The following is a 19,030-nucleotide window of genomic DNA, read 5'->3' as shown; positions in this document are numbered from 1 at the left end:
CAAGCCCCATGCACGGCAAAGATCCAATGTAGGAGCTGGCTTGCCAGCGAAGGCGGTCTGATAAAAGAACCGCCCCTCAGCGAACGCGAATCTTGGGATCACCCGCCCCGCGCCGCAAGGTTGCAAGAAACCCCTCCAGCGGTGCCGGTTCGGCAATTTCCGGTAACGCGTCCTTGTCCGGCCGTTGCGCCCAGAATGCGTCCCAGGAAGGGAACAGCTCGTGGAACGTCCCGGCATAGGGCTCGCGCCCTGGCCAGCGCATTTTCAGGCCGCCGATCGGCGGTTTGTTCAAGTCGGTCGCGTACCAATAGCACGGCAAGCGCCGACGGAAGCACCAGCGCCCGTCGATCCGCTCGTAGTCGTCCCAGTACAGCATCTGCATGATCACCCACTCTGGACCGGTCTCATGCTCGTTCTTCGAATAGACCACGCCTGTGGCGTGATCGGCATCGCTGAACTCGATGATGTGTTGCCCCAGGTGATGGGAGGTGCCATGGAACTGCTTGCGCATGGTTTCGTCCAGCCATGCCTTGAGGTGCGCACGACCGCTCTTGTCGCGGCCCACGCGCACGTCCGGGGCAAAACAGTTGGCCATCGCATCCATGTCCCGCATGTCCAGGGCCAGGGCGTACTTGCCGGCCAGTTGGCGGATCGCGTCCAGCGACTCCAGGCGGTCGATGCGCTCGAGTAATACGTTCGTGTCCTGGTTCATCAGTCGAGCACCACGTACAGGTCCGAGCCGCGCCCGCCGTCCACCGCCAGGCTGGCGCCGGTGACATAGGAAGCCTCGTCGCTGGCCAGGAACAGAATGGCGTTGGCCAGCTCCACCGGCAGGCCGACCCGTTTCATCGGGATGACTTTTTCCGTGTTGGTGCGGGCCTTGGCGTCGCCCAGCATGCCGGCGGTGGCCGGGGTGTCGACCACGCCGGGAATGATCACGTTGCAGCGGACATTGTGCGGTGCGCCTTCGCTGGCCGCCGCCCGGCTGAAGTTGATCACCGCCGCCTTGGCCGCCGAGTAACCAGCCATCCACGCCGTGCCGAACAGGCCGCAGATCGAAGCGATGTTGACGATCGAACCGCCGCCCTGCTCTTTCATCAACTGCATCGCGGTGCGGGTGCCCCAGAAGGTGCCGTCCACGGTGGTGGAGAAGTTGGCGTGCCAATCGGCGGTGGTCATCGTGTCGATGCCGCCCCAGGTGTAAGCCATCGCGTTGTTGACCAGGATGTCCAGGCGCCCGTGACGTTGCGCGGTGGCTTGCAGCGCACCGACGTAGGCCTGTTCGTTGCTGACATCGGCCACGGCGATCTCGGCCTGGCCGCCTAGGGCCTGGATTTTTTCCTGCACGCCTTGCAGTGGCTCGATACGTCGCCCGCACAGCACCACCGTGGCGCCCTCTTCGGCGAATCGCAGGGCGGTGGCTTCACCGATGCCGGAGCCGGCGCCGGTGATGAAGGCGATTTTTCCTTGTAAACGCTTGCTCATGGGTAACTCCCTGATCAGATAAAGGCCATGCCGCCGTTGACGGCGATGTTCTGCCCGGTCATGAAACTGGCGTCTTCGCTGGCCAGGAACACGGCGACTTTGGCGATCTCGTCGGTCTCGCACATGCGGCCCAGAGGTACGTTTTTCAGCAGCGCTTGCATGTATTCGTCAGGGATGCCGGCCATCATCGGCGTGTTGGTCGGCCCCGGTACCAGGGTGTTGACGCGTATGCCGCTGGCGGCCAGTTCACGGGCGATCGAACGGGTCAGGCCCATCACTCCGGCTTTCGAGGCGCAGTAGTGGCTTGGGCCGTCGCCGGTCAGCGCGGCGGTGCTGGAGAGGTTGATGATCGCGCCCTTGCGGCCACCTTTGATCATCAGTCTGGCACCTTCACGGCAGCACAGGAACGTGCCGCCCAGGTTCACACCGATCACTCGCGCCCAGCTCTCGTCCGGGGTGTCGAGGAAGCTGTCCAGCCCGCCCACGCCAGCGTTGTTGACCAGGATGTCGAGGCCGCCGAAGTGCTGCTCGGCCTGGCCCATCGCATCGGCCACGGAGGCGCCGTCACCGACGTTGCAGGCCAGGGCCAATACCTGGTCGCCCAGGTCTGCCAGGCTCTCGGCCAGGGCTGCCTGATTCAGGTCGACAGCCACCACTTTGGCGCCCTCGGCGACAAAACCACGCACGATGGCCTGGCCCATGCCCTGCCCTGCGCCGGTCACAAAGGCGACTTTATTGAGTAATTTCATCAGCAATCTCCGAATGTGCAAATACGCTGCAGCCCGCTGCCCTTGCAGTGGAGCCGTCACCTGCATGATTAGCGGCAAGTGCCTTGGCCCACATCGTCCGATGGGACTATCGCCGGGTGGTCTGAACGGACGATGCCGGCAATCCTCCACGGCCCCAGCATTCATGGGTGCACACCACGTCAGGTGCAGCGTTTCCCTTCAACTCGCTGCATTCAATTCGCTGTCGCGCCTGACGCGGCTGTGCTTTATGAATCCGCAGAAAATGGAGAACCCCATGAACCAACCCGTAGACCTGCCTCTGCCCGTCGGCCATTACGCAACGCTGCCCAACAACGGTTTGCGCCTGCACTATCTGGATGAAGGCGCGGGCCCCGTGGTGCTGTGGCTGCACGGCAGCGGACCGGGCGCCAGTGGTTTCAGCAACTTCAAGGGCAACTATCCGCAATTCGCCGCCGCCGGCTACCGCAACATCGTGCTCGACCTGCCGGGTTTCGGCCGTTCGGACAAACCCGAAGACGCCCAGTACAACCTGGATTTCTTCGTCGACTGCGTAGCGGCATTTCTGCAAGCCATCGGCGTACAGCGCTGCACCCTGCTGGGTAATTCGCTGGGTGGCGCGATTGCGCTGGGCCTGGCCCTGCGTCTGCCGCAATTGCCTCAGGGCCTGATCCTGTTGGCACCGGGCGGTGTCGAGGAGCGGGAAACCTACTTCAAGATGGAAGGCATCGTGCGCATGGTCAGCCTGTTCAACGCCGGCCCCATCGGCATGGACGAGATGCGCAGCATGATGCGCCTGCAGTTGTTCGATGATTCGATCCTGCCCGAAAGCCTGCTGCAGGAACGCGTGGCGGTGGCGGTAACCCAGCCGAAGAACCTGTTCAGCACGATGATGGTGCCGAACATGGAAACACGCCTGGGCGAGATCCAGTGCCCGATCCTCGGTTTCTGGGGCACCAACGATCTGTTCAACCCGATCAGCGGCGCCCAGCGCATCATCGACGGCGCGCCCAACGCCCGGTTCATCGTGCTCAACCGTTGCGGGCATTGGGTCCAGGTGGAACATCGCGAGCTGTTCAACCGCAGCTGCATCGACTTCCTGCAGAACGGCTGATCCGGGCGACGCGGTGTACCTGCTGCACCGCGTTATCGTTTTCGCCTGTAGGAGCCAGGCTTGCCGGCGAACCGGGCACCGCGGTTTATCTGTTGCACCGCGTTAACGTTCTTCGCCTGTAGGAGCCAGGCTTGCCGGCGAACCGGGCACCGCGGTATATCTGTTGCACCGCGTTAACGTTCTTCGCCTGTAGGAGCCAGGCTTGCCGGCGAACCGGACACCGCGGTTTATCTGTTGCACCGCGTTATCGTTCTTCGCGGGCAAGCCTCGCTCCTACAGGCGAACCGGGCACCGCGGTTTATCTGTTGCACCGCGTTATCGTTCTTCGCCTGTAGGAGCCAGGCTTGCCGGCGAACCGGACACCGCGGTTTATCTGTTGCACCGCGTTATCGTTCTTCGCCTGTAGGAGCCAGGCTTGCCGGCGAACCGGGCACCGCGGTTTATCTGTTGCACCGCGTTATCGTTCTTCGCCTGTAGGAGCCAGGCTTGCCGGCGAACCGGGCACCGCGGTATATCTGTTGCACCGCGTTAACGTTCTTCGCGGGCAAGCCTCGCTCCTACAGGCGAACCGGGCACCGCGGTTTATCTGTTGCACCGCGTTATCGTTCTTCGCGGGCAAGCCTCGCTCCTACAGGCGAACCGGGCACTGCGGTGCATCTGTCGCACCGCGTTATCGTTCTTCGCCGGCAAGCCTGGCTCCTACAGGCCCGCGCGGGTTAGCGACTCGCCGCCTGTTGGCTGTTCAACACGGCATCGCCGGGCTGGCCCAGTACGCAAGAGGTGCCGCCGGGGGTGTACATCATCGCCACGCAGCGGTTGCAGGCGGTGCAGATCGAGTCGCGGCTGGCACCACTTTCGAGTTTGTTGACGTAGTCATTCTCGGCCAGCAACACCCGGCCCATGGCGACCAGGTCGAAACCCTCGGCCATGATCTTTTCGATGCTGGCCAGGCTCTTGGCGCCGCCCAGATAAGCCAGCGGCATTTTCACCGCGGCACGTACCTTGCGCGCATGTTCCAGCAAATACAGTTCACGGAATTCCACGGTCGGCTCTTTGCGGCGCTGGATGGCCATGGCCAGGGCGATGATCTTGTTCTTCTGTTGCACGCGGTTTTCCTTGGGGAAGGAAGAGCCGAACATGGTGGTGATCGACTCGGCATTCATCCCGGCGCTGAGCACCAGCAGGTGAGCACCCTCCTCTTCCAGCATGCGGGCGATCTGCGCCCCGTCTTCGGCACTGTTACCGGCGCGCACGCCTTCAGTGACGCTGTATTTGCAGATCACTGCCATGTCCTTGCCGACCGCATCCAGCACCGCACGCAGCACTTGGCGCGGAAAGCGCAGGCGGTTTTCCAGGCTGCCGCCGTACTGATCTCGGCGCTTGTTGTACATCGGCGAAATGAACTGGCTGAGCAGGTAGCCGTGACCCATGTGGATTTCCACGGCATCGAAACCCGCCTGGCGTGCCAGGCGTGCGCCTTGCGCGAATTCGCGCACCACTTGCTGCATGTCGGCTTCGGTCATTGCCTGTTTGAGGAACATGCCACTCATCAGGCCGATCTTGTTGAAACCGCCGCTGGCTGACAGCGGCCGTTTGGTCGAGCGTTCGCGGATGAAGGTAAAGCAGCCGCCGTGGGTGATCTGCGCGCTGGCCAGGCCACCGGCCTGGTGCACGCCGTCGGTCAGGGCCTTGAAGTGCGGCAGGCTGGATTGGGTGAAGGTCAACTGGTTGGGCAAGGTGCGGCCATCGCTGCTCACCGCGCAATAGGCCACGGTGGTCATGGCGGTGCCGCCAGCGACCAGGGCCGAGTGCAACTTCACCAGTTGCTTGGACGGCACGCCCTGGGCACTCATGCCCTCGTTGGTGGCGGATTTGATAAACCGGTTTTTCAGGGTCAGTGGGCCAATCGCAATAGGGCTGAACGGTGACGGAGTCGGACGAAGGTTCATGACAGGCCTCTCTTTGTTGTTATCAGGCTACAAATGAAGGCTGCGTCGCCATCTCGCGACGCAGCCATGATCATCAGAAGGTGTACTTGGCGTTGAGCGACAGGTAATCGCGGTCAGCCAGCAGTCGGCCCTGGGCGACATCCGGCGAGCTCAGGTAAGCGACATAAGTCATGCCGATCTGGAAGTTGCCCAGGTACTTGAAGTCGCCACCCACGGTCAGGCGCTTCTCGTCACGGCCCAGGCCCTGATAGGCGCTGCCGTCGACGTTCTGCGTCCACACCACTTTGGTGCTCAGGTCCAGGCCCGTGGCGATGGACGGGTAATCCATGTAGGCGCCAATGCCCAGCAGGGTCGAACCGCGGGTCTGGGTCTTCGACTCGAACGTGTCGAAGGTGCCGTCCACGCCGACCCCGCCGCCAGTGATCGTCAGGCTGTCCACCCCGTCGATGCGTTGATGCACCACTTCACCCATGAAGGTGGTCTGATGGGCGAGCAGGCTTGGGCCCAGGATGTACATGGCGTTGAGGTTGCCTTGCCAGATCTGCCCGGTGGTGGGCGCGCCGTTGTTCAGGTAGACCGAGGCGCCATCGCGGTAGCTCAGGTCACCGGCGTACTGCACCGAGTCGCCAACCTTGGAGGTGAAACTGATGCCCGACAGCTTGACGTCTTCGAAGTAGCCCAGGCGATAGGACGGCGCGGTGCCGTCATGGCCGATGCTCTTGAGCGAGGAGTATTGGGTGGTGCCGGTGAAGTCGAAGAACATCGAGCCGATGCGCTCGTTATAGCGGTAATGGAACAGCCCCACTTCGGTGTTCTCGGTGATCCGGTAGCGCACGCCCAGGCCCCATTGGCCGCTGTCGCTGGCGTCTTTTTCGCCGGCATAACCGACCGCCAGGCCGTTGGGCAGGCGGTCGACCGCACCGCTGCCCAGGCGATAGAACTCGGCGCCGGGACCGAACGTATCGCTGCCGAAGTAGTCGCCCACAGGGTTGAGCTGGGTCTTTTCCCACTCGTACTGGTAGTAGCCCACCAGCGCCAGGTTTTCATTCAGCGACCACGATCCGGACACCTGCCCCACCGGCAGGTACGAGTCCTTGGCCTCGGTACCCGGCACGTTGAACTTGGTGGCATCCACCGGGGCCTGGCCCTGGCTGATGTTAGGCCAGAACAGGCTCTCGCCCCAGGCCACCAGGTGCCGCCCGGCCTTGAGCGACAGGTACTGGGTCTCGCCGACATCGAAGTTGCCATACACATACGCGTCGAGCAGTCGCGCCATGCTGCCACTGAGCCTGCGGGTTTCGTCGCTGAAGCCATCGTTGTGGCCGACCTTGTTCACCGTCTGCGGCGAGTCATTGGCGTTTTTCTGGTTGTAGACATCATCGTAGAACTGACTGCCGCGCAACACCGCACCGAGGTTGTCGTGCTTGAGTTGAAGCTCGCCAAACAGGCTCAGGCGGTTGTTGATCAACGATCCGCGCTTGAAGTTGCGCGTGCCGTCGTCGTTGTTCGGGTCGTTGCGGTATTGACTGGCCTGCTTGGCGGTACGCAAGGAGGCGGTGTAGTTGACCGTCAGCGATGAATCCAGGGTGGTGTTTTCTCCCAGTTCGATGGTCGGTGCGGCGCTGGCTGTGGCACTGGCGATGGTGATGGCCGTTGCCAACAGGCAGCGGCTACCGGTCAGGTTCCCCGAATGGCGCGCGACAGTGTTTCGCGTAAACATGCTCCTCTCCTTTTGTTGTTGTTTTTTCTGGTGTCGCCACAGCATGAAAAAAGCCGGTGCCGCGCACATCGTCCGTTTGGTGAGACGGGTGCGCCTCATGCCTGAGCGTTGTTGGCCACCACCGCCCGCAGTTCGTTTTTCGCCACCTTGCTCGACGGGTTGAGTGGCAAGGCGTTGAAGAAGCGCACCTGGCGCGGCACCTTGTAATTGGCCATTTGCTCTCGGCTCCAGGCGATCAGTTGCGCCTCGTCGAGCTCTCTACCGTCGCGCAGCACCACGCAGGCACACCCGACCTCGCCCATGCGTTCATCGGCGATGCCGATCACCGCCACCTGGGCAATCGCCGGGTGCCTGATCAGCGCCGCTTCGATTTCCGCCGGGTAGCAGTTGAAACCGCCGACGATGAACATGTCCTTCAGGCGGTCGGTGATGATCAGGTTGCCCGCTTCGTCCAGGCGCCCGACGTCGCCGGTGTGCAGCCAGCCTTCGGCGTCGATGGCTTCGCGGGTCGCTTCCGGGTTCTGGAAATAGCCCTGCATGATGTGGAAGCCACGCAGGCAGATCTCACCGGTAAGCCCGGCGTCCAGCACCTGGTTGTGCGGGTCGCGGATGCTCACTTCGGTGCCGGCAATCGGCCGTCCGCTGGTGCCGGCGATTACCTGCGCCGAGTCCTGGGGATCGCAGATCGTCGCCAGTCCGCCGCACTCGGTCAGGCCGTAGGCGGTGGTCACCACGGCAAACCCCAACTCGTTGCGCATGCGTTCGATCAGGCTCGGCGGGATGCTCGCCGAACCGGTCACCGCGATGCGCAAGCTCGACAGGTCGGTCTGCTTGAGCCGCGGATGGGCCAGCAGCGACAGGTACAGGGTCGGCGCGCCGGGCAGTACGCTGATGCGCTCACGGGCGATGCGCTGGAACACTTGTTCGGCGTCGAACACCGCATGGGGCAGGATGGTCGCCCCGCCGATCAGGCAGGTCAGCCAACCGGCCTTGTAGCCAAAGGCGTGGAAGAACGGGTTGACGATCAGGTAGCGGTCACCCGGCACCAGGCCGATGACCTTGACGTACTCGGTGAAGGCCCGCAGGTTCTGACCGTGGCCGCTCATCACGCCCTTGGGTTTGCCGGTGGTGCCGGAGGTGAACAACAGGTCGCACATGGCCTCGGGGCCGACCGCCAATGCTCGCTGTCTGGCGCGGTCGGCATCGATGGTTGCCGCGCCGAGCAGGAACTGTGCAAGGGTCAAGTCCGACGACAGCCCTGGCGTGTCGCCATCTAACAGCACCAGGTGTTCGAGGCTGGGCGGCCGATGGGGCGCGAGCAGCGCCGGGTAGTCGACGTCGAGAAAACGCTGCGGGACAAACAACAGCCGGCAGCCGCTGCGCTCCAGCACATCGGCGGCCTCAAGGCCCTTCATGCGTGTGTTGATCGGCACCAGCACCGCACCGGCGCACTGAATGCCCAGCGCCGCGAGGATCCAGTCACCACTGTTCGGCGCCCAGATACCGACCCGGTCGCCGGCCTGGATGCCCAGGGCCATCAAGCCCCGGGCAAAGCCCATGACCCGTTCTGGCAGTTCGGCGTAATCAGTGCACTGTCCGTTGTCTTCGATGGCCGTGCGACCGGCAAAGCGTTCGGCGCTTTGGAACACCAACCGGGCAATGGTGGTGGGCACTTCGCTTAGCGGCGGGGATATCTTCAGGCTCTGGTTCATCGTAGGCTCGGTGATCTGCATCATTCGGGAAAACGGATACGCAAGTGGGCGCTGGTTGGCACAGCCTGGCAGGCCAGAATCCAGCCTTCGGCCAGTTCACCGCTGTCCAGCGCATCGTTGTGCAGCAGTTCGATGTCGCCACTTTCCAGCGTGCACATGCACGAGGCGCAGCCGCCCACTCGGCAGGCGCTGGGTGGATTCAGGCCGGCACGTTCCATCGCTGCCAGCACGGTTTCGCCGCTGTCGCAGGCCAGGTTGTGTTCCTCGCCATCCAGGCGCACCGATAACTGCGCAGCCATCGCCGCTTCACTGCTGGCCGCCAGGGGCAGTTCGCCTTCGCCGGGCAATGAGACAAAGCGTTCGACATGGACCCGGCCGCCGGGCAGGCCCAGGCTTTTGAGTGCACTGACCGCTGCGTCCATGAACGGCCCGGGGCCACAGATAAAGGCCCGGGCGTCAGTAAACGGACGCGCCAGTTCAGCCAATTGCTCGACGGCTGGAATGCCCTGCACCGAATCGAGCCAGTGGACAATCTGCAGACGTTGCGGGTGCGCGCTGGCCAGGGCCTTGAGTTCGTCGCGAAAAATCACCGAGGCTTCATCGCGGTTGGCGTAGATCAACAGAATCCTGCCGTGGCCGGCCAACAGCGCCGACCGCAGGATTGAAAGCACCGGCGTCACGCCGCTGCCCCCGCCGAACAGCAGCAGGTCGTCGTCCAGACTGCGCGGCACAAACACCCCGGCGGGCGGCAGCACCTCCAGGGTTTGACCGGCCTGCAACTCGCCGCAGAGCCAGTTCGAGGCCCGGCCATCCCGCACGCGCTTGACCGTCACCCGCAGCGGTTCACCCAGCAACGGCGTGCTCGACAACGAATAACAGCGCGGCAACCAGCCGTCCTCGAAGGGCACTCGCAAGGTCAGGAACTGGCCGGGTTGATAACGAAAGTGTTCGCTCAAATGCTCCGGCACGTCGAACACCAGGGAACGCGCATCAGCGGTTTCCTCGATCACTCGCGCCACGCGCAGGGCAAGATAATTGTTCATAGCTCAGGTACTCATGACCACCTGCCCGAGCATCACGGGCAGGTGTAAACCCAGGGGTATCGAAACGGGCACCATGGCCTCAGACGTACGGGTCCGGGTTGGGCAGGCCCAGCATCACCGCGCCGTAGCTGCGTCCGTAGGCCATGTAGTTGTTGGCGATGTGCCCACGCGCCTGATGCAGGTCGCGGAACAGCCGCGCCACCGGGTTGGTGTTGTACAAGCCAGAGGCGGCCATGCTGCGCAGCAGATCGTTGGCCCGCTCGGCGCAGATGTTGGTCACATAGGCCGACTGGTAGCGATACAGCAGGCGGGTTTCGGTGTCCGGGTATTCGCCGGCACGGGCCAGGCTCATCAGGTGCGCGTAGTTGCGCTCCAGCACCAGGCGCAGGCTGTCGACGGTGATCATCGCCTCGGCAACAGCGGTTTGCGCCACCGGATCGTCAGCGGTACGGGCGCCGTGCTTGCCGATGTGTTTGGCGGCGTTGTCGCGGAACTCGTTGATCGCGCCTTGCAGGGCACCGATGGCCGAGGTCGAGACAGCGCGCGAGAACACCTGGGCGAAGGGGATCGCGTAGATCGGGTTGGTGTTGACCAGGCGCCCGGGCGTCGCTTCAAGGGTCCAGTTATTGGTGCGTTGCACGCGATGGGCCGGGACGAATACATCCTCGACCACGATGTCATGACTGCCGGTGCCGCGCAGGCCCAGCACGTCCCAATTGCGCTCGATCAGATAGTCGCGTTGTGGCAGCAGGAAGGTACCGTGCTCGGCGGCCAGTTCGCCATCGGGTGGCAGGATGCCGCCCAACAGCACCCATTGGCAGTGCTCGCTGCCGCTGGAGAAACCCCAGCGTCCGCTGATCCGGTAACCGCCCTCCACCACCGTGACCTTGGCCGCCGGCATATAAGTCGAGCAGATCAGGGTGCTGTGGTCATCGGCCCAGACTTCACGCTGCGCTTCGATCGGATAACGTGCCAGCTGCCAGGGGTGAACCCCCATCACGCCGTAGATCCAGGCCGTGGACATGCAACCCTCGGCGAGGATGGTCTGGATTTCGAAGAAGGTTCGCGGGTCCACTTCATAACCACCGAACGCCTTCGGCTGCAAGGCCCGCAGCAAACCGGCGGCCTGCAACTCGACGATGCTCTCCACCGGCACCTTCTGATCCTTGTCGGCCTGCGCCGTGCGTGCCTTGAGTGCCGGCACCAGGCTGCGCGCACGTTCCAGCAGATCACGTTCGTCCTGGGTCTTTTCTCGCATGCTGTGCATCACTCAATTCTCCCGATCTCACTGCGCCACTGCGCGAGTTGTGGTGGATCATCGGATCGAGCGAACAATCATTCATCGTCAAAGCGGACTAGGGGGGCCCGGTTCCCGTAGGAGCCAGGCTTGCCGGCGAAGAACGATAACGCGGTTTGATAGATACACCGCAGCGTCCAGTTCGCCGGCAAACCTGGCTCCTACAGGCGAAGAACGATAACGCGGTTTGATAGATACACCGCAGCGTCTGGTTCGCCGGCAAGCCTGGCTCCTACAGGCGAAGAACGCGGCACCCGCGGCGCTAGTCCATTGAGACGATGCTGGCGGCAGCCGTGGCGGCGATATTAAATTCCATCGACAATCGACCCCACGGAGCAAGGGCCCATGAGTATTTTGCAGCGTTTCCAGATGCACGGCAGCGTCGCCATCGTCACCGGTAGCGGCCGCGGCATTGGTCGGGCGATTGCCCTGGCGTATGCCGAAGCCGGCGCCGATGTAGTGTGCTCGGCACGTTCGCTGGATGAAGTAGAGGCCGTGGCCGAAGAAGTTCGCGGTCTGGGCCGGCGCGCCCTGGCCTTCGCCTGTGACGTCAACGATGCCGAGCAACGCCAGGCACTGGTGCGCCACAGCGTTGAGCATATGGGCCGTATCACGCATCTGGTCAACAACGTCGGCGGCGGCGGGCCCAACGATCCCCTGGCCATGACGCCTGAACAGTTCGCCCAGGTGCTGAACTTCAACGTCGCCACCAGCTACGCCTTCTGCCAGTTGTGCGTGCCGCTGATGCGCGAGGCCGGTGGCGGCAACATCATCAATGTCAGCTCGGTGGCGGCGCGCTATGCCCAGCGCCATTTCAGCGCCTACGGCACGGCCAAGGCCGCTCTCAGCCATTTGACCCGCTTGCTGGCCCAGGACTTCGCACCGCAGATCCGGGTCAACGCCGTCGCCCCCGGCCCCACCCTGACCGAAGCGCTGAACGGCGTGATGCCCGCCGCCATGCGCGAAGTCATGGAAGCCAACACCCCGCTCAAATGCCTGGGCACCCCGCAAGACATCGCCGCCGCCGCGCTGTACCTGGCCAGCCCCGCTTCGGCCTGGGTGACCGGCAAGATCATTGATGTCGATGGCGGTGCCGACTCGTCGGTCTGGCCTGGCTGACCGACTCCTTTGGGCCTGCCCCTGATGACGTTGGGGCGGGCTTTTTTTCTTTCCATTCATCTGGAGCCCGCACCATGGACACCCATTTGATCAATGCGCTCGGCGACGAGTTGTTCAACGCCCTGCGCGGTCGCCAGACGCTGCCCCCCCTGACCCGCCGTTATCCGCAGATCACCCTGGAGCAGGCCTACCGGATTTCCCTGCACTTCCTGCAACGCCGCGAAGCTCTTGGCGAGCGAGTGGTCGGCAAGAAAATCGGGGTCACCAGCCGCGCCGTGCAGGACATGCTCGATGTCCACCAACCGGACTTCGGCTTCCTCACCGACGCCATGCAGGTAGAGGATGACAGCGATGTCAGCCTGGCCCGCCATAACCTGATCCAGCCACGGGCCGAAGGTGAAATCGCCTTTATCCTCGCCGAAGACCTGCAAGGCCCGGGCATCAGTGCCGAGGATGTGCTGGCCGCCAGCCAATGGGTCGTGCCGTGCTTCGAGATCGTCGATTCGCGGATCGACGACTGGCAGATCCGCATCCAGGACACTGTGGCCGACAACGCGTCCTGTGGCGTATTCGCCCTCGGCACCCAGCGCATCGACCCGCGTTCACTGGACCTCGCCGCGGTGCACATGCAACTGCTGAAAAACGGCGAACCGGCAGGCTCGGGCCTGGGCTCGGCGGTGCAAGGCCATCCCTGCGCGGCCGTGGCCTGGCTGGCCAATACCCTGGGCGAACTGGGTATCCCGTTCCGCCGTGGCGAAATCATTCTTTCCGGTGCGCTGGCGCCGCTGGTGCCAGTGGTCGCCGGCGACCGCATCAGCCTGTCCATGACCGGACTGGGCGAAACCAGCCTGCGCTTTGTCCCGTGAATCGCCCTTCCCTCTTCAGGAGCCAAAAAACATGAGCAAAAAGATCAAATGCGCGCTGATCGGGCCGGGCAACATCGGCACCGACCTGCTGTACAAACTGATGCGCAGCGAAGTGCTGGAACCGGTGTGGATGGTCGGCATCGACGCCACCTCCGAAGGCCTGGCGCGGGCTCGTGAACTGGGCCTGAAAACCACCGCCGATGGCGTCGACGGCCTGCTGCCCCATGTCCTCGAAGACCAGATCCAGATCGCCTTCGACGCCACCTCGGCCTACGTGCACGCGCAGAACTCGCGCAAGCTCAATGCCCTGGGCGTGTTGATGATCGACCTGACCCCGGCGGCCATCGGCCCGTATTGCGTACCACCCGTCAACCTCAAGGCGCAACTGGGCCTGGGCGTGATGAACGTCAACATGGTCACCTGCGGCGGCCAGGCCACCATTCCGCTGGTGGCGGCGGTGTCCAGCGTGCAGCCGGTGGAATACGCCGAAATCATCGCCACCGCCGCCTCCAAATCGGTCGGCCCCGGCACCCGGAAAAACATCGATGAGTTCACCCGCACCACCGCCAGCGCAGTGGAAAAGGTCGGCGGCGCGAAAAAGGGCAAGGCGATCATCATCATCAACCCCGCCGAGCCGCCGCTGATCATGCGCGACACCGTGCATTGCCTGACCGCCAGCGAACCCGACCAGCCGGCGATCACCGCCGCAATCGAGGCCATGATCGAGCAAGTGCAGCGCTATGTGCCCGGCTACAAGCTGGTCAACGGCCCGGTGTTCGACGGCAATCGGGTGTCGATCTTCATGGAAGTCGAAGGCCTGGGCGACTACCTGCCCAAGTACGCCGGCAACCTCGACATCATGACCGCCGCCGCGGCACGCACCGCCGAGATGTTCGCCGAGGAAATCCTCAAGGGTGAACTGGTGCTGCAAGCCACCGCCCAAACCGCCCACGCATAAGGAGCCGACCATGGATCTTCGCGGCAAAAGCATCACCGTTCACGACATGTGCCTGCGCGATGGCATGCACCCCAAGCGTCATCAGATCAGCCTGCAGCAAATGAAAGACATCGCCTGCGGCCTCGACGCGGCTGGCGTACCGTTGATCGAAGTCACTCACGGCGATGGCCTGGGCGGCAGCTCGGTGAACTATGGCTTCCCGGCCCATACCGACGAGGAATACCTGTCGGCGGTGATCCCGCTGATGAAAAAGGCCAAGGTCTCGGCCCTGCTACTGCCGGGCATCGGCACCGTCGACCACCTGACGATGGCCCACGAGCTGGGGGTCAACACCATTCGCGTGGCCACCCATTGCACCGAGGCCGATGTCAGCGAACAGCACATCTCCCACGCCCGTGGCCTGGGCATGGACACCGTCGGTTTCCTGATGATGGCCCACATGAACAGCCCCGAAGGCCTGGTCAAGCAAGGCTTGCTGATGGAAAGCTACGGCGCCAACTGCATCTACCTGACCGACTCGGCGGGCTACCTGCTGCCGCACGACGTGAGCGCCCGCGTGGCGGCGATGCGCGCGGCCCTCAAGCCCGAGACCGAGATCGGCTTTCATGGCCACCACAATCTGTCGATGGGCGTGTCCAACTCCATCGCCGCGATTGCCGCCGGGGCCAACCGTATCGACGCCGCCTGCGCGGGCCTCGGCGCGGGTGCCGGCAACACGCCGATGGAGGTACTGGTAGCGGTGTGCGACCGCATGGGCATCGAGACTGGCGTCAGCGTGTTCGGCATCCAGGACGTGGCCGAGGATCTGGTGGTGCCGATCATGGACTTCCCGATCCGCAGCGACCGCGATGCCCTGACCATGGGCTACGCCGGGGTCTATGGCTCGTTCCTGTTGTTCGCCAAGCGCGCCGAGAAGAAATATGGCGTGTCGGCCCGGGAAATCCTCGTGGAAATGGGCCGTCGCGGCATGGTCGGCGGCCAGGAAGACATGATCGAAGACACCGCCATGACCCTCGCCCGCCAGCGGCGGCAGGCGTAAGGCCCCGCTCAACTGATCATTCCCACGCTCCGCGTGGGAATGCCGCCATGGACGCTCTGCGTCCGCTTCTGGATGTGACGCAGAGCGTCACGGGATGCATTCCCACGCAGAGCGTGGGAACGATCAATCTGACACACCGCGTTATCGTTCTTCGCCGGCAAGCCTGGCTCCTACAGCGAACCAGCCACTGCGGTGTATCTGAGACACCGCGTTATCATTCTTCGCCTGTAGGAGCGAGGCTTGCCCGCGAACCAGGCACTGCGGTTTATCTGACACCCCGCGTTATCGTTCTTCGCCGGCAAGCCTGGCTCCTACAGCGAACCAGCCACTGCGGTGTATCTGAGACACCGCGTTATCATTCTTCGCCTGTAGGAGCGAGGCTTGCCCGCGAACAAGGCACTGCGGTGTATCTGACACCCCGCGTTATCGTTCTTCGCCGGCAAGCCTGGCTCCTACAGGAGCCGGGCGCTGCGGTGCATCGTTCTTCGGGTTAACGCCAATCAGCCACAATCCCATGCTCCAACGCAAACGGCTGCGCAGCGATGGTCCGGCGTTGAAACCCTGGCGCCTGTTCGGCGGTGGCCAGCCACAGCATCACAGCCGCCGGAACGTGAGGTGGGGCACTGCCGGCGCGCAGGGCGATCAGGCCTTTGTCGCCGATGGTGGCCTTGAGGGCTTCGGTGGTGACTACGCCCGGATTGAGGGTATAGGCGCGAACGCCCGCCTCACCCAGTTCCGTAGTCAGCACCCCGGACAGTCGCGACACCGCGGCCTTGCCTGCACCGTACGCATAACCCCAACCGCCCTTGCCCGCCGCCACCGGTGGGTCGCTTTCGCCAGCGCCGGAGGTGACATTGATCACCACCCCGCCACCGCGCGTCACCATGTGTTCGGCCACTGCCCGAGTCAATAGAAAGGGGGTGAGGATGTAGCCCTGGAACATCCTCTCCAGGGTCTGGGCTTGCAGGTCCATGAACCCGGCGTTGAGGTCACTGCCCTGGTAGATCGCGTTGTTGATCAGCACGTCGATGCGCCCGTACTCGGCCAGCACCGCCTCGCAGGCAGCCAGGGCCGAGGCGCTGTCGAGCAGGTCCATCGGCACCACGAGTACCCGGCAACCGAGTTCGCGCAACGCCTGCGCAGTGCCATTGAGGCTGCCGGCCAGCGGTGCCCCGGCGGCGTCGCGCAGGGCATGTTCATGTTGTTCACCCTCGTTGAGGGTACGGGCGCTGATCGCCAGATCGAAACCGGCGCGGGCGAACGCCAGCGCCGCCTCGCGGCCGATACCACGGCTGGCGCCGGTGATGAATGCCACCTTGTTCATGTCGATTCCTTTTTAGAAGCGCGAGGCGCGGACCATGGCGTCCATGCCGCCATCGACGAACACCACGCTGCCATGGACAAACGATGCTTGTGGCGATTGCAGGAAGGCGACCATTGCGGCGAGCTCATCCGGGCGACCGGAGCGGCCCAGGGGCGCGACGAAATCGCGGGTCGCCTGGCCAAACCGTGCATCTTCCAGCGAAGCCTGGTGCAACGGGGTTTCTACCGCGCCCGGCGCCACCACGTTCAAGCGCATGCCCTGCTTGCCCCAGCTCATGGCCAGGTTGCGGGCATGGTGACTGATGGCGTATTTAGAGGCGGCATAGGCGACGTGAGGCTGGTTGAGGGAGTTGGCCAACGCGATCGCCTGATCTTCATCACCTGCGAGCATCGCGTCAATCATCGGCTGGCCGTCGGCCCCCGAATGCGTCGCCGCCACCGAGCCGATCACCAGCGCCGCCGGTTGTTGCCCCTTGGCCAACGCCCCTTGCAGGCCGTCGAGCAACTGGCTGACGCCAAAGTAATTGACCGCCGGGATCAGGCCGCAGGTCGGCGCCGTGACACCAACCCCGGCGCAGCAGATCAGCCCGTCGAGAACTCCGCCGCTGAGTTCAAGCACTTGCGCGATGGCCGCGGCACGACCCTGTGGGGTGGACAGGTCCGCGACCACTTCGGCGTTGCTGCGATCGATACCGATGACCTGGTGCCCGACGGCGCGCATGGCGGCGGATACGGCGGCCCCGATTCCCGAGGCGCTCCCGGTGATGGCTGTAATTGGCATGGTGATTCTCCGTGATTGGTCCCCCAGTATCGACAGGGCTATCAAGCGACGGCATCGTCTGTGCGGACTACGTGTAGGAGCGAGCGGGCGGCGTTCCGACTTGCCCGCGAACCAGGCGCTGCGGTTTATCTGACACACCGCGTTATCGTTCTTCGCCTGTAGGAGCGAGGCTTGCCCGCGAACCAGACGCCGCGGTGTGCCTGTTGTACCGCGTTATCGTTCTTCGCCGGCAAGCCTGGCTCCTACAGGCGAACCAGACGCCGCGGTGTGCCTGTTGTACCGCGTTATCGTTCTTCGCCTGTAGGAGCGAGGCTTGCCCGCGAACCAGACGCCGCGGTGTACCTGTTGTACCGCGTTATCGTTCTTCGCCGGCAAGCCTGGCTCCTACAGGCGAACCAGACGCCGCGGTGTGCCTGTTGTACCGCGTTATCGTTCTTCGCCGGCAAGCCTGGCTCCTACAGGCGAACCAGACGCCGCGGTGTGCCTGTTGTACCGCGTTATCGTTCTTCGCCGGCAAGCCTGGCTCCTACAGCGAACCAGACACCGCGGTGTTCTCACGCCTGGCGATAGATAGGCACGGCCAGTTTCAGCGGCGGCACCTTGATTTTCTCACCCATTTTCAACACCAGCTTGGGTTTACCCAAGGCCACCACGCTGTTGAGCATGATGCGCACCAGCTCGGTCTGGCGTCGCACGCCGGTCTTGGAGAAAATCGAGCGCAAGTGCGCCCGCGCGGTGTTACGCCGGATATTGAGGGCCTCGGCAGCTTCTTCCAGGGACAGGCCGTTGGCCAGCTCCATGGCCAGGGCAGTTTCGGCCTTGGTCAGGTTGAACAGCTGCTTGGTCACCACTTCGCTGGCCAGGGATTTGCTCGACGCATCGCGGATGTACACCAACGCCGTCGGTTGGCCCTTCTCCTCGGCCCAGTCCAGGGACGGAATAGATTCGACCACCACACCGAGGTTGACCAGACCTGAAGGCCGCGTCACCGACATGGCCTCGGCACTTTTCGGGGCATCTGGGCAGAACGCGCCGCGAATCAAGCGTTGCAGTTCACGGTTGTCACTTGGATAGGTCGCCTCCAGGCGTCCGCCCACCAGTTTCAGGCCATCGGAACGGGCGAGAATTTCCTGGGCCACCGGGTTGATCTGCAATACGCTGCCGCTCTCGTCGAGCACCAGGGTCGCCACCGATAACCGGCTGATGGCCTGGGAGTACAATCCGCTCAGCGATTCGCTGCGGTCCAGCAGGTTATGCAATTGCGAGGCACGACGCAGGTGTGGCAGGAAACTGGCGCACAGCGCCCGATCGTTGGCGCAGAAGTTGGGGGCATGTTTCGGGCGGGTGACGCGAAAGCGCAGTTTGCCGCCGTCCGGGGTGGAAATGTCCGCGCACATCACGTGATACACATCGTTGGGACCGCAGAACGCCTTGAAGTAGGCGCTGTGTTCCCATTCCGTGGAGCTCATGATGTCATCGACGGTGAACACCTTGTCCAGTGGCTGGTTGGCGAACGGCGTATTGGTCTGCGGGTAGGTCATGTAGCAGACGTCACCGGCACCTTCGAGATCGCCAACGAGGATCATCACACCCGTATCGGGTTGGTCCGGCACCCGCAGGATCAGCGTGACGTAGTTGGCCTCGTAGAGTTTGCGAAAGCTTCTGAGGGCGTTGGCCATCAGTTTCGGATCGAGGGCGCCGTCGTAGATCTCGCCCACCAACTCGTTGTAGCGCGTGAGATCCAGGCCAAGGCTCGCCAGGACTTCCGGGGTCAGGACACCATCTTGCATAGTCTTTCCTCGCTCGGGTAAGGACGGCGCCCTTCCCTTGTTATTTTTATAATTTTGGCTAGTGGCCTGCGGGGGCCCCGAAAACAGG

Annotated in this window: 16 protein-coding genes; 5 read left to right on the top strand and 11 right to left on the bottom strand. The window is 63.5% G+C overall.

Annotation, left to right across the window (positions count from 1 at the left end; translation table 11 throughout):
- Positions 1-76: 76 nt before the first annotated feature.
- The 3 genes from F8N96_RS02170 to F8N96_RS02160 are packed head-to-tail and all read right to left on the bottom strand — an operon-like array spanning position 77 to position 2,234.
- Complete coding sequence (locus F8N96_RS02170) at positions 77-712, bottom strand: nuclear transport factor 2 family protein (protein ID WP_150796366.1); 636 nt, start codon at positions 710-712, stop codon at positions 77-79.
- The gene (locus F8N96_RS02165) at positions 712-1,485 is read right to left on the bottom strand and encodes an SDR family NAD(P)-dependent oxidoreductase (RefSeq protein WP_150796365.1); all 774 of its coding nucleotides are present in this window, start codon (positions 1,483-1,485) and stop codon (positions 712-714) included. The genes F8N96_RS02170 and F8N96_RS02165 overlap by 1 nt, the downstream gene beginning before the upstream one ends.
- Before the next feature lie 14 nt (positions 1,486-1,499).
- Entirely contained in the window at positions 1,500-2,234 is a 735-nt protein-coding gene (locus F8N96_RS02160) for an SDR family NAD(P)-dependent oxidoreductase (RefSeq protein WP_150764613.1), read from the bottom strand.
- A 274-nt stretch (positions 2,235-2,508) separates the two neighbouring features.
- On the opposite strand from F8N96_RS02160, the gene F8N96_RS02155 reads away from it, so the two are divergent.
- Positions 2,509-3,345 (top strand): alpha/beta fold hydrolase, encoded by an 837-nt coding sequence (locus F8N96_RS02155; protein ID WP_150796364.1) that lies wholly within the window; start codon positions 2,509-2,511, stop codon positions 3,343-3,345.
- A 716-nt stretch (positions 3,346-4,061) separates the two neighbouring features.
- Here the strand turns inward: F8N96_RS02155 and F8N96_RS02140 are convergent.
- The 5 genes from F8N96_RS02140 to F8N96_RS02120 form a co-directional block, all read right to left on the bottom strand.
- Complete coding sequence (locus F8N96_RS02140) at positions 4,062-5,294, bottom strand: NADH:flavin oxidoreductase (RefSeq protein ID WP_150796363.1); 1,233 nt, start codon at positions 5,292-5,294, stop codon at positions 4,062-4,064.
- A gap of 73 nt (positions 5,295-5,367) precedes the next feature.
- A complete protein-coding gene (locus tag F8N96_RS02135) occupies positions 5,368-7,014 on the bottom strand; it encodes a DUF1302 domain-containing protein (RefSeq protein ID WP_150796362.1) in 1,647 nt (548 codons plus the stop codon).
- A 95-nt stretch (positions 7,015-7,109) separates the two neighbouring features.
- Positions 7,110-8,726, bottom strand: a complete 1,617-nt coding sequence (locus tag F8N96_RS02130) for a FadD3 family acyl-CoA ligase (protein ID WP_150796361.1) — start codon at positions 8,724-8,726, stop codon at positions 7,110-7,112.
- Positions 8,727-8,746: 20 nt separating this feature from the next.
- Positions 8,747-9,769, bottom strand: a complete 1,023-nt coding sequence (locus F8N96_RS02125; RefSeq protein WP_064677314.1) for a ferredoxin--NADP reductase — start codon at positions 9,767-9,769, stop codon at positions 8,747-8,749.
- Between the two features lie 79 nt (positions 9,770-9,848).
- Positions 9,849-11,036 (bottom strand): acyl-CoA dehydrogenase family protein, encoded by a 1,188-nt coding sequence (locus F8N96_RS02120; protein ID WP_150796360.1) that lies wholly within the window; start codon positions 11,034-11,036, stop codon positions 9,849-9,851.
- A 375-nt stretch (positions 11,037-11,411) separates the two neighbouring features.
- Here F8N96_RS02120 and F8N96_RS02115 point away from each other — a divergent pair, with 375 nt between their 5' ends.
- The 4 genes from F8N96_RS02115 to dmpG all read left to right on the top strand — a co-directional run bounded on the left by F8N96_RS02115 (position 11,412) and on the right by dmpG (position 15,048).
- A complete protein-coding gene (locus F8N96_RS02115; RefSeq protein ID WP_150796359.1) occupies positions 11,412-12,185 on the top strand; it encodes a glucose 1-dehydrogenase in 774 nt (257 codons plus the stop codon).
- 74 nt (positions 12,186-12,259) lie between these two features.
- On the top strand, positions 12,260-13,051 hold the full coding sequence (locus F8N96_RS02110) for a fumarylacetoacetate hydrolase family protein (protein ID WP_150796358.1): 792 nt from the start codon (positions 12,260-12,262) through the stop codon (positions 13,049-13,051).
- Positions 13,052-13,082: 31 nt separating this feature from the next.
- A complete protein-coding gene (locus F8N96_RS02105; RefSeq protein WP_150796357.1) occupies positions 13,083-14,009 on the top strand; it encodes an acetaldehyde dehydrogenase (acetylating) in 927 nt (308 codons plus the stop codon).
- A 10-nt stretch (positions 14,010-14,019) separates the two neighbouring features.
- A complete protein-coding gene (gene dmpG, locus F8N96_RS02100; RefSeq protein ID WP_150796356.1) occupies positions 14,020-15,048 on the top strand; it encodes a 4-hydroxy-2-oxovalerate aldolase in 1,029 nt (342 codons plus the stop codon).
- 490 nt (positions 15,049-15,538) lie between these two features.
- On the opposite strand, the gene F8N96_RS02090 is transcribed toward dmpG, so the two are convergent.
- The 3 genes from F8N96_RS02090 to F8N96_RS02075 form a co-directional block, all read right to left on the bottom strand.
- Entirely contained in the window at positions 15,539-16,372 is an 834-nt protein-coding gene (locus F8N96_RS02090) for an SDR family NAD(P)-dependent oxidoreductase (protein ID WP_150796355.1), read from the bottom strand.
- A 12-nt stretch (positions 16,373-16,384) separates the two neighbouring features.
- Positions 16,385-17,152 (bottom strand): SDR family oxidoreductase, encoded by a 768-nt coding sequence (locus F8N96_RS02085; protein ID WP_150796354.1) that lies wholly within the window; start codon positions 17,150-17,152, stop codon positions 16,385-16,387.
- Between the two features lie 554 nt (positions 17,153-17,706).
- On the bottom strand, positions 17,707-18,942 hold the full coding sequence (locus F8N96_RS02075) for a helix-turn-helix transcriptional regulator (protein ID WP_150796353.1): 1,236 nt from the start codon (positions 18,940-18,942) through the stop codon (positions 17,707-17,709).
- Between the last annotated feature and the right edge of the window lie 88 nt (positions 18,943-19,030).

The sequence above is a fragment of the Pseudomonas fluorescens genome (assembly GCF_902497855.1).
GTDB classification, from domain to species: Bacteria; Pseudomonadota; Gammaproteobacteria; order Pseudomonadales; family Pseudomonadaceae; genus Aquipseudomonas; species Aquipseudomonas fluorescens_BI.
The sequence above is the reverse complement of the archived record's forward strand: the minus strand, read 5'-3'. Positions and strand labels throughout refer to the sequence as shown.

What these genes read in the sequence shown, in the direction of transcription:
- F8N96_RS02155 (WP_150796364.1), top strand. Translation starts at nt 2,509, where the DNA reads ATGAACCAACCCGTAGACCTGCCTCTGCCCGTCGGCCATTACGCAACG.
- F8N96_RS02090 (WP_150796355.1), bottom strand. Translation starts at nt 16,372, where the DNA reads ATGAACAAGGTGGCATTCATCACCGGCGCCAGCCGTGGTATCGGCCGC.
- dmpG (WP_150796356.1), top strand. Translation starts at nt 14,020, where the DNA reads ATGGATCTTCGCGGCAAAAGCATCACCGTTCACGACATGTGCCTGCGC.
- F8N96_RS02160 (WP_150764613.1), bottom strand. Translation starts at nt 2,234, where the DNA reads ATGAAATTACTCAATAAAGTCGCCTTTGTGACCGGCGCAGGGCAGGGC.
- F8N96_RS02170 (WP_150796366.1), bottom strand. Translation starts at nt 712, where the DNA reads ATGAACCAGGACACGAACGTATTACTCGAGCGCATCGACCGCCTGGAG.
- F8N96_RS02125 (WP_064677314.1), bottom strand. Translation starts at nt 9,769, where the DNA reads ATGAACAATTATCTTGCCCTGCGCGTGGCGCGAGTGATCGAGGAAACC.
- F8N96_RS02110 (WP_150796358.1), top strand. Translation starts at nt 12,260, where the DNA reads ATGGACACCCATTTGATCAATGCGCTCGGCGACGAGTTGTTCAACGCC.
- F8N96_RS02135 (WP_150796362.1), bottom strand. Translation starts at nt 7,014, where the DNA reads ATGTTTACGCGAAACACTGTCGCGCGCCATTCGGGGAACCTGACCGGT.
- F8N96_RS02115 (WP_150796359.1), top strand. Translation starts at nt 11,412, where the DNA reads ATGAGTATTTTGCAGCGTTTCCAGATGCACGGCAGCGTCGCCATCGTC.
- F8N96_RS02085 (WP_150796354.1), bottom strand. Translation starts at nt 17,152, where the DNA reads ATGCCAATTACAGCCATCACCGGGAGCGCCTCGGGAATCGGGGCCGCC.
- F8N96_RS02075 (WP_150796353.1), bottom strand. Translation starts at nt 18,942, where the DNA reads ATGCAAGATGGTGTCCTGACCCCGGAAGTCCTGGCGAGCCTTGGCCTG.
- F8N96_RS02105 (WP_150796357.1), top strand. Translation starts at nt 13,083, where the DNA reads ATGAGCAAAAAGATCAAATGCGCGCTGATCGGGCCGGGCAACATCGGC.
- F8N96_RS02165 (WP_150796365.1), bottom strand. Translation starts at nt 1,485, where the DNA reads ATGAGCAAGCGTTTACAAGGAAAAATCGCCTTCATCACCGGCGCCGGC.
- F8N96_RS02120 (WP_150796360.1), bottom strand. Translation starts at nt 11,036, where the DNA reads ATGCACAGCATGCGAGAAAAGACCCAGGACGAACGTGATCTGCTGGAA.
- F8N96_RS02140 (WP_150796363.1), bottom strand. Translation starts at nt 5,294, where the DNA reads ATGAACCTTCGTCCGACTCCGTCACCGTTCAGCCCTATTGCGATTGGC.
- F8N96_RS02130 (WP_150796361.1), bottom strand. Translation starts at nt 8,726, where the DNA reads ATGAACCAGAGCCTGAAGATATCCCCGCCGCTAAGCGAAGTGCCCACC.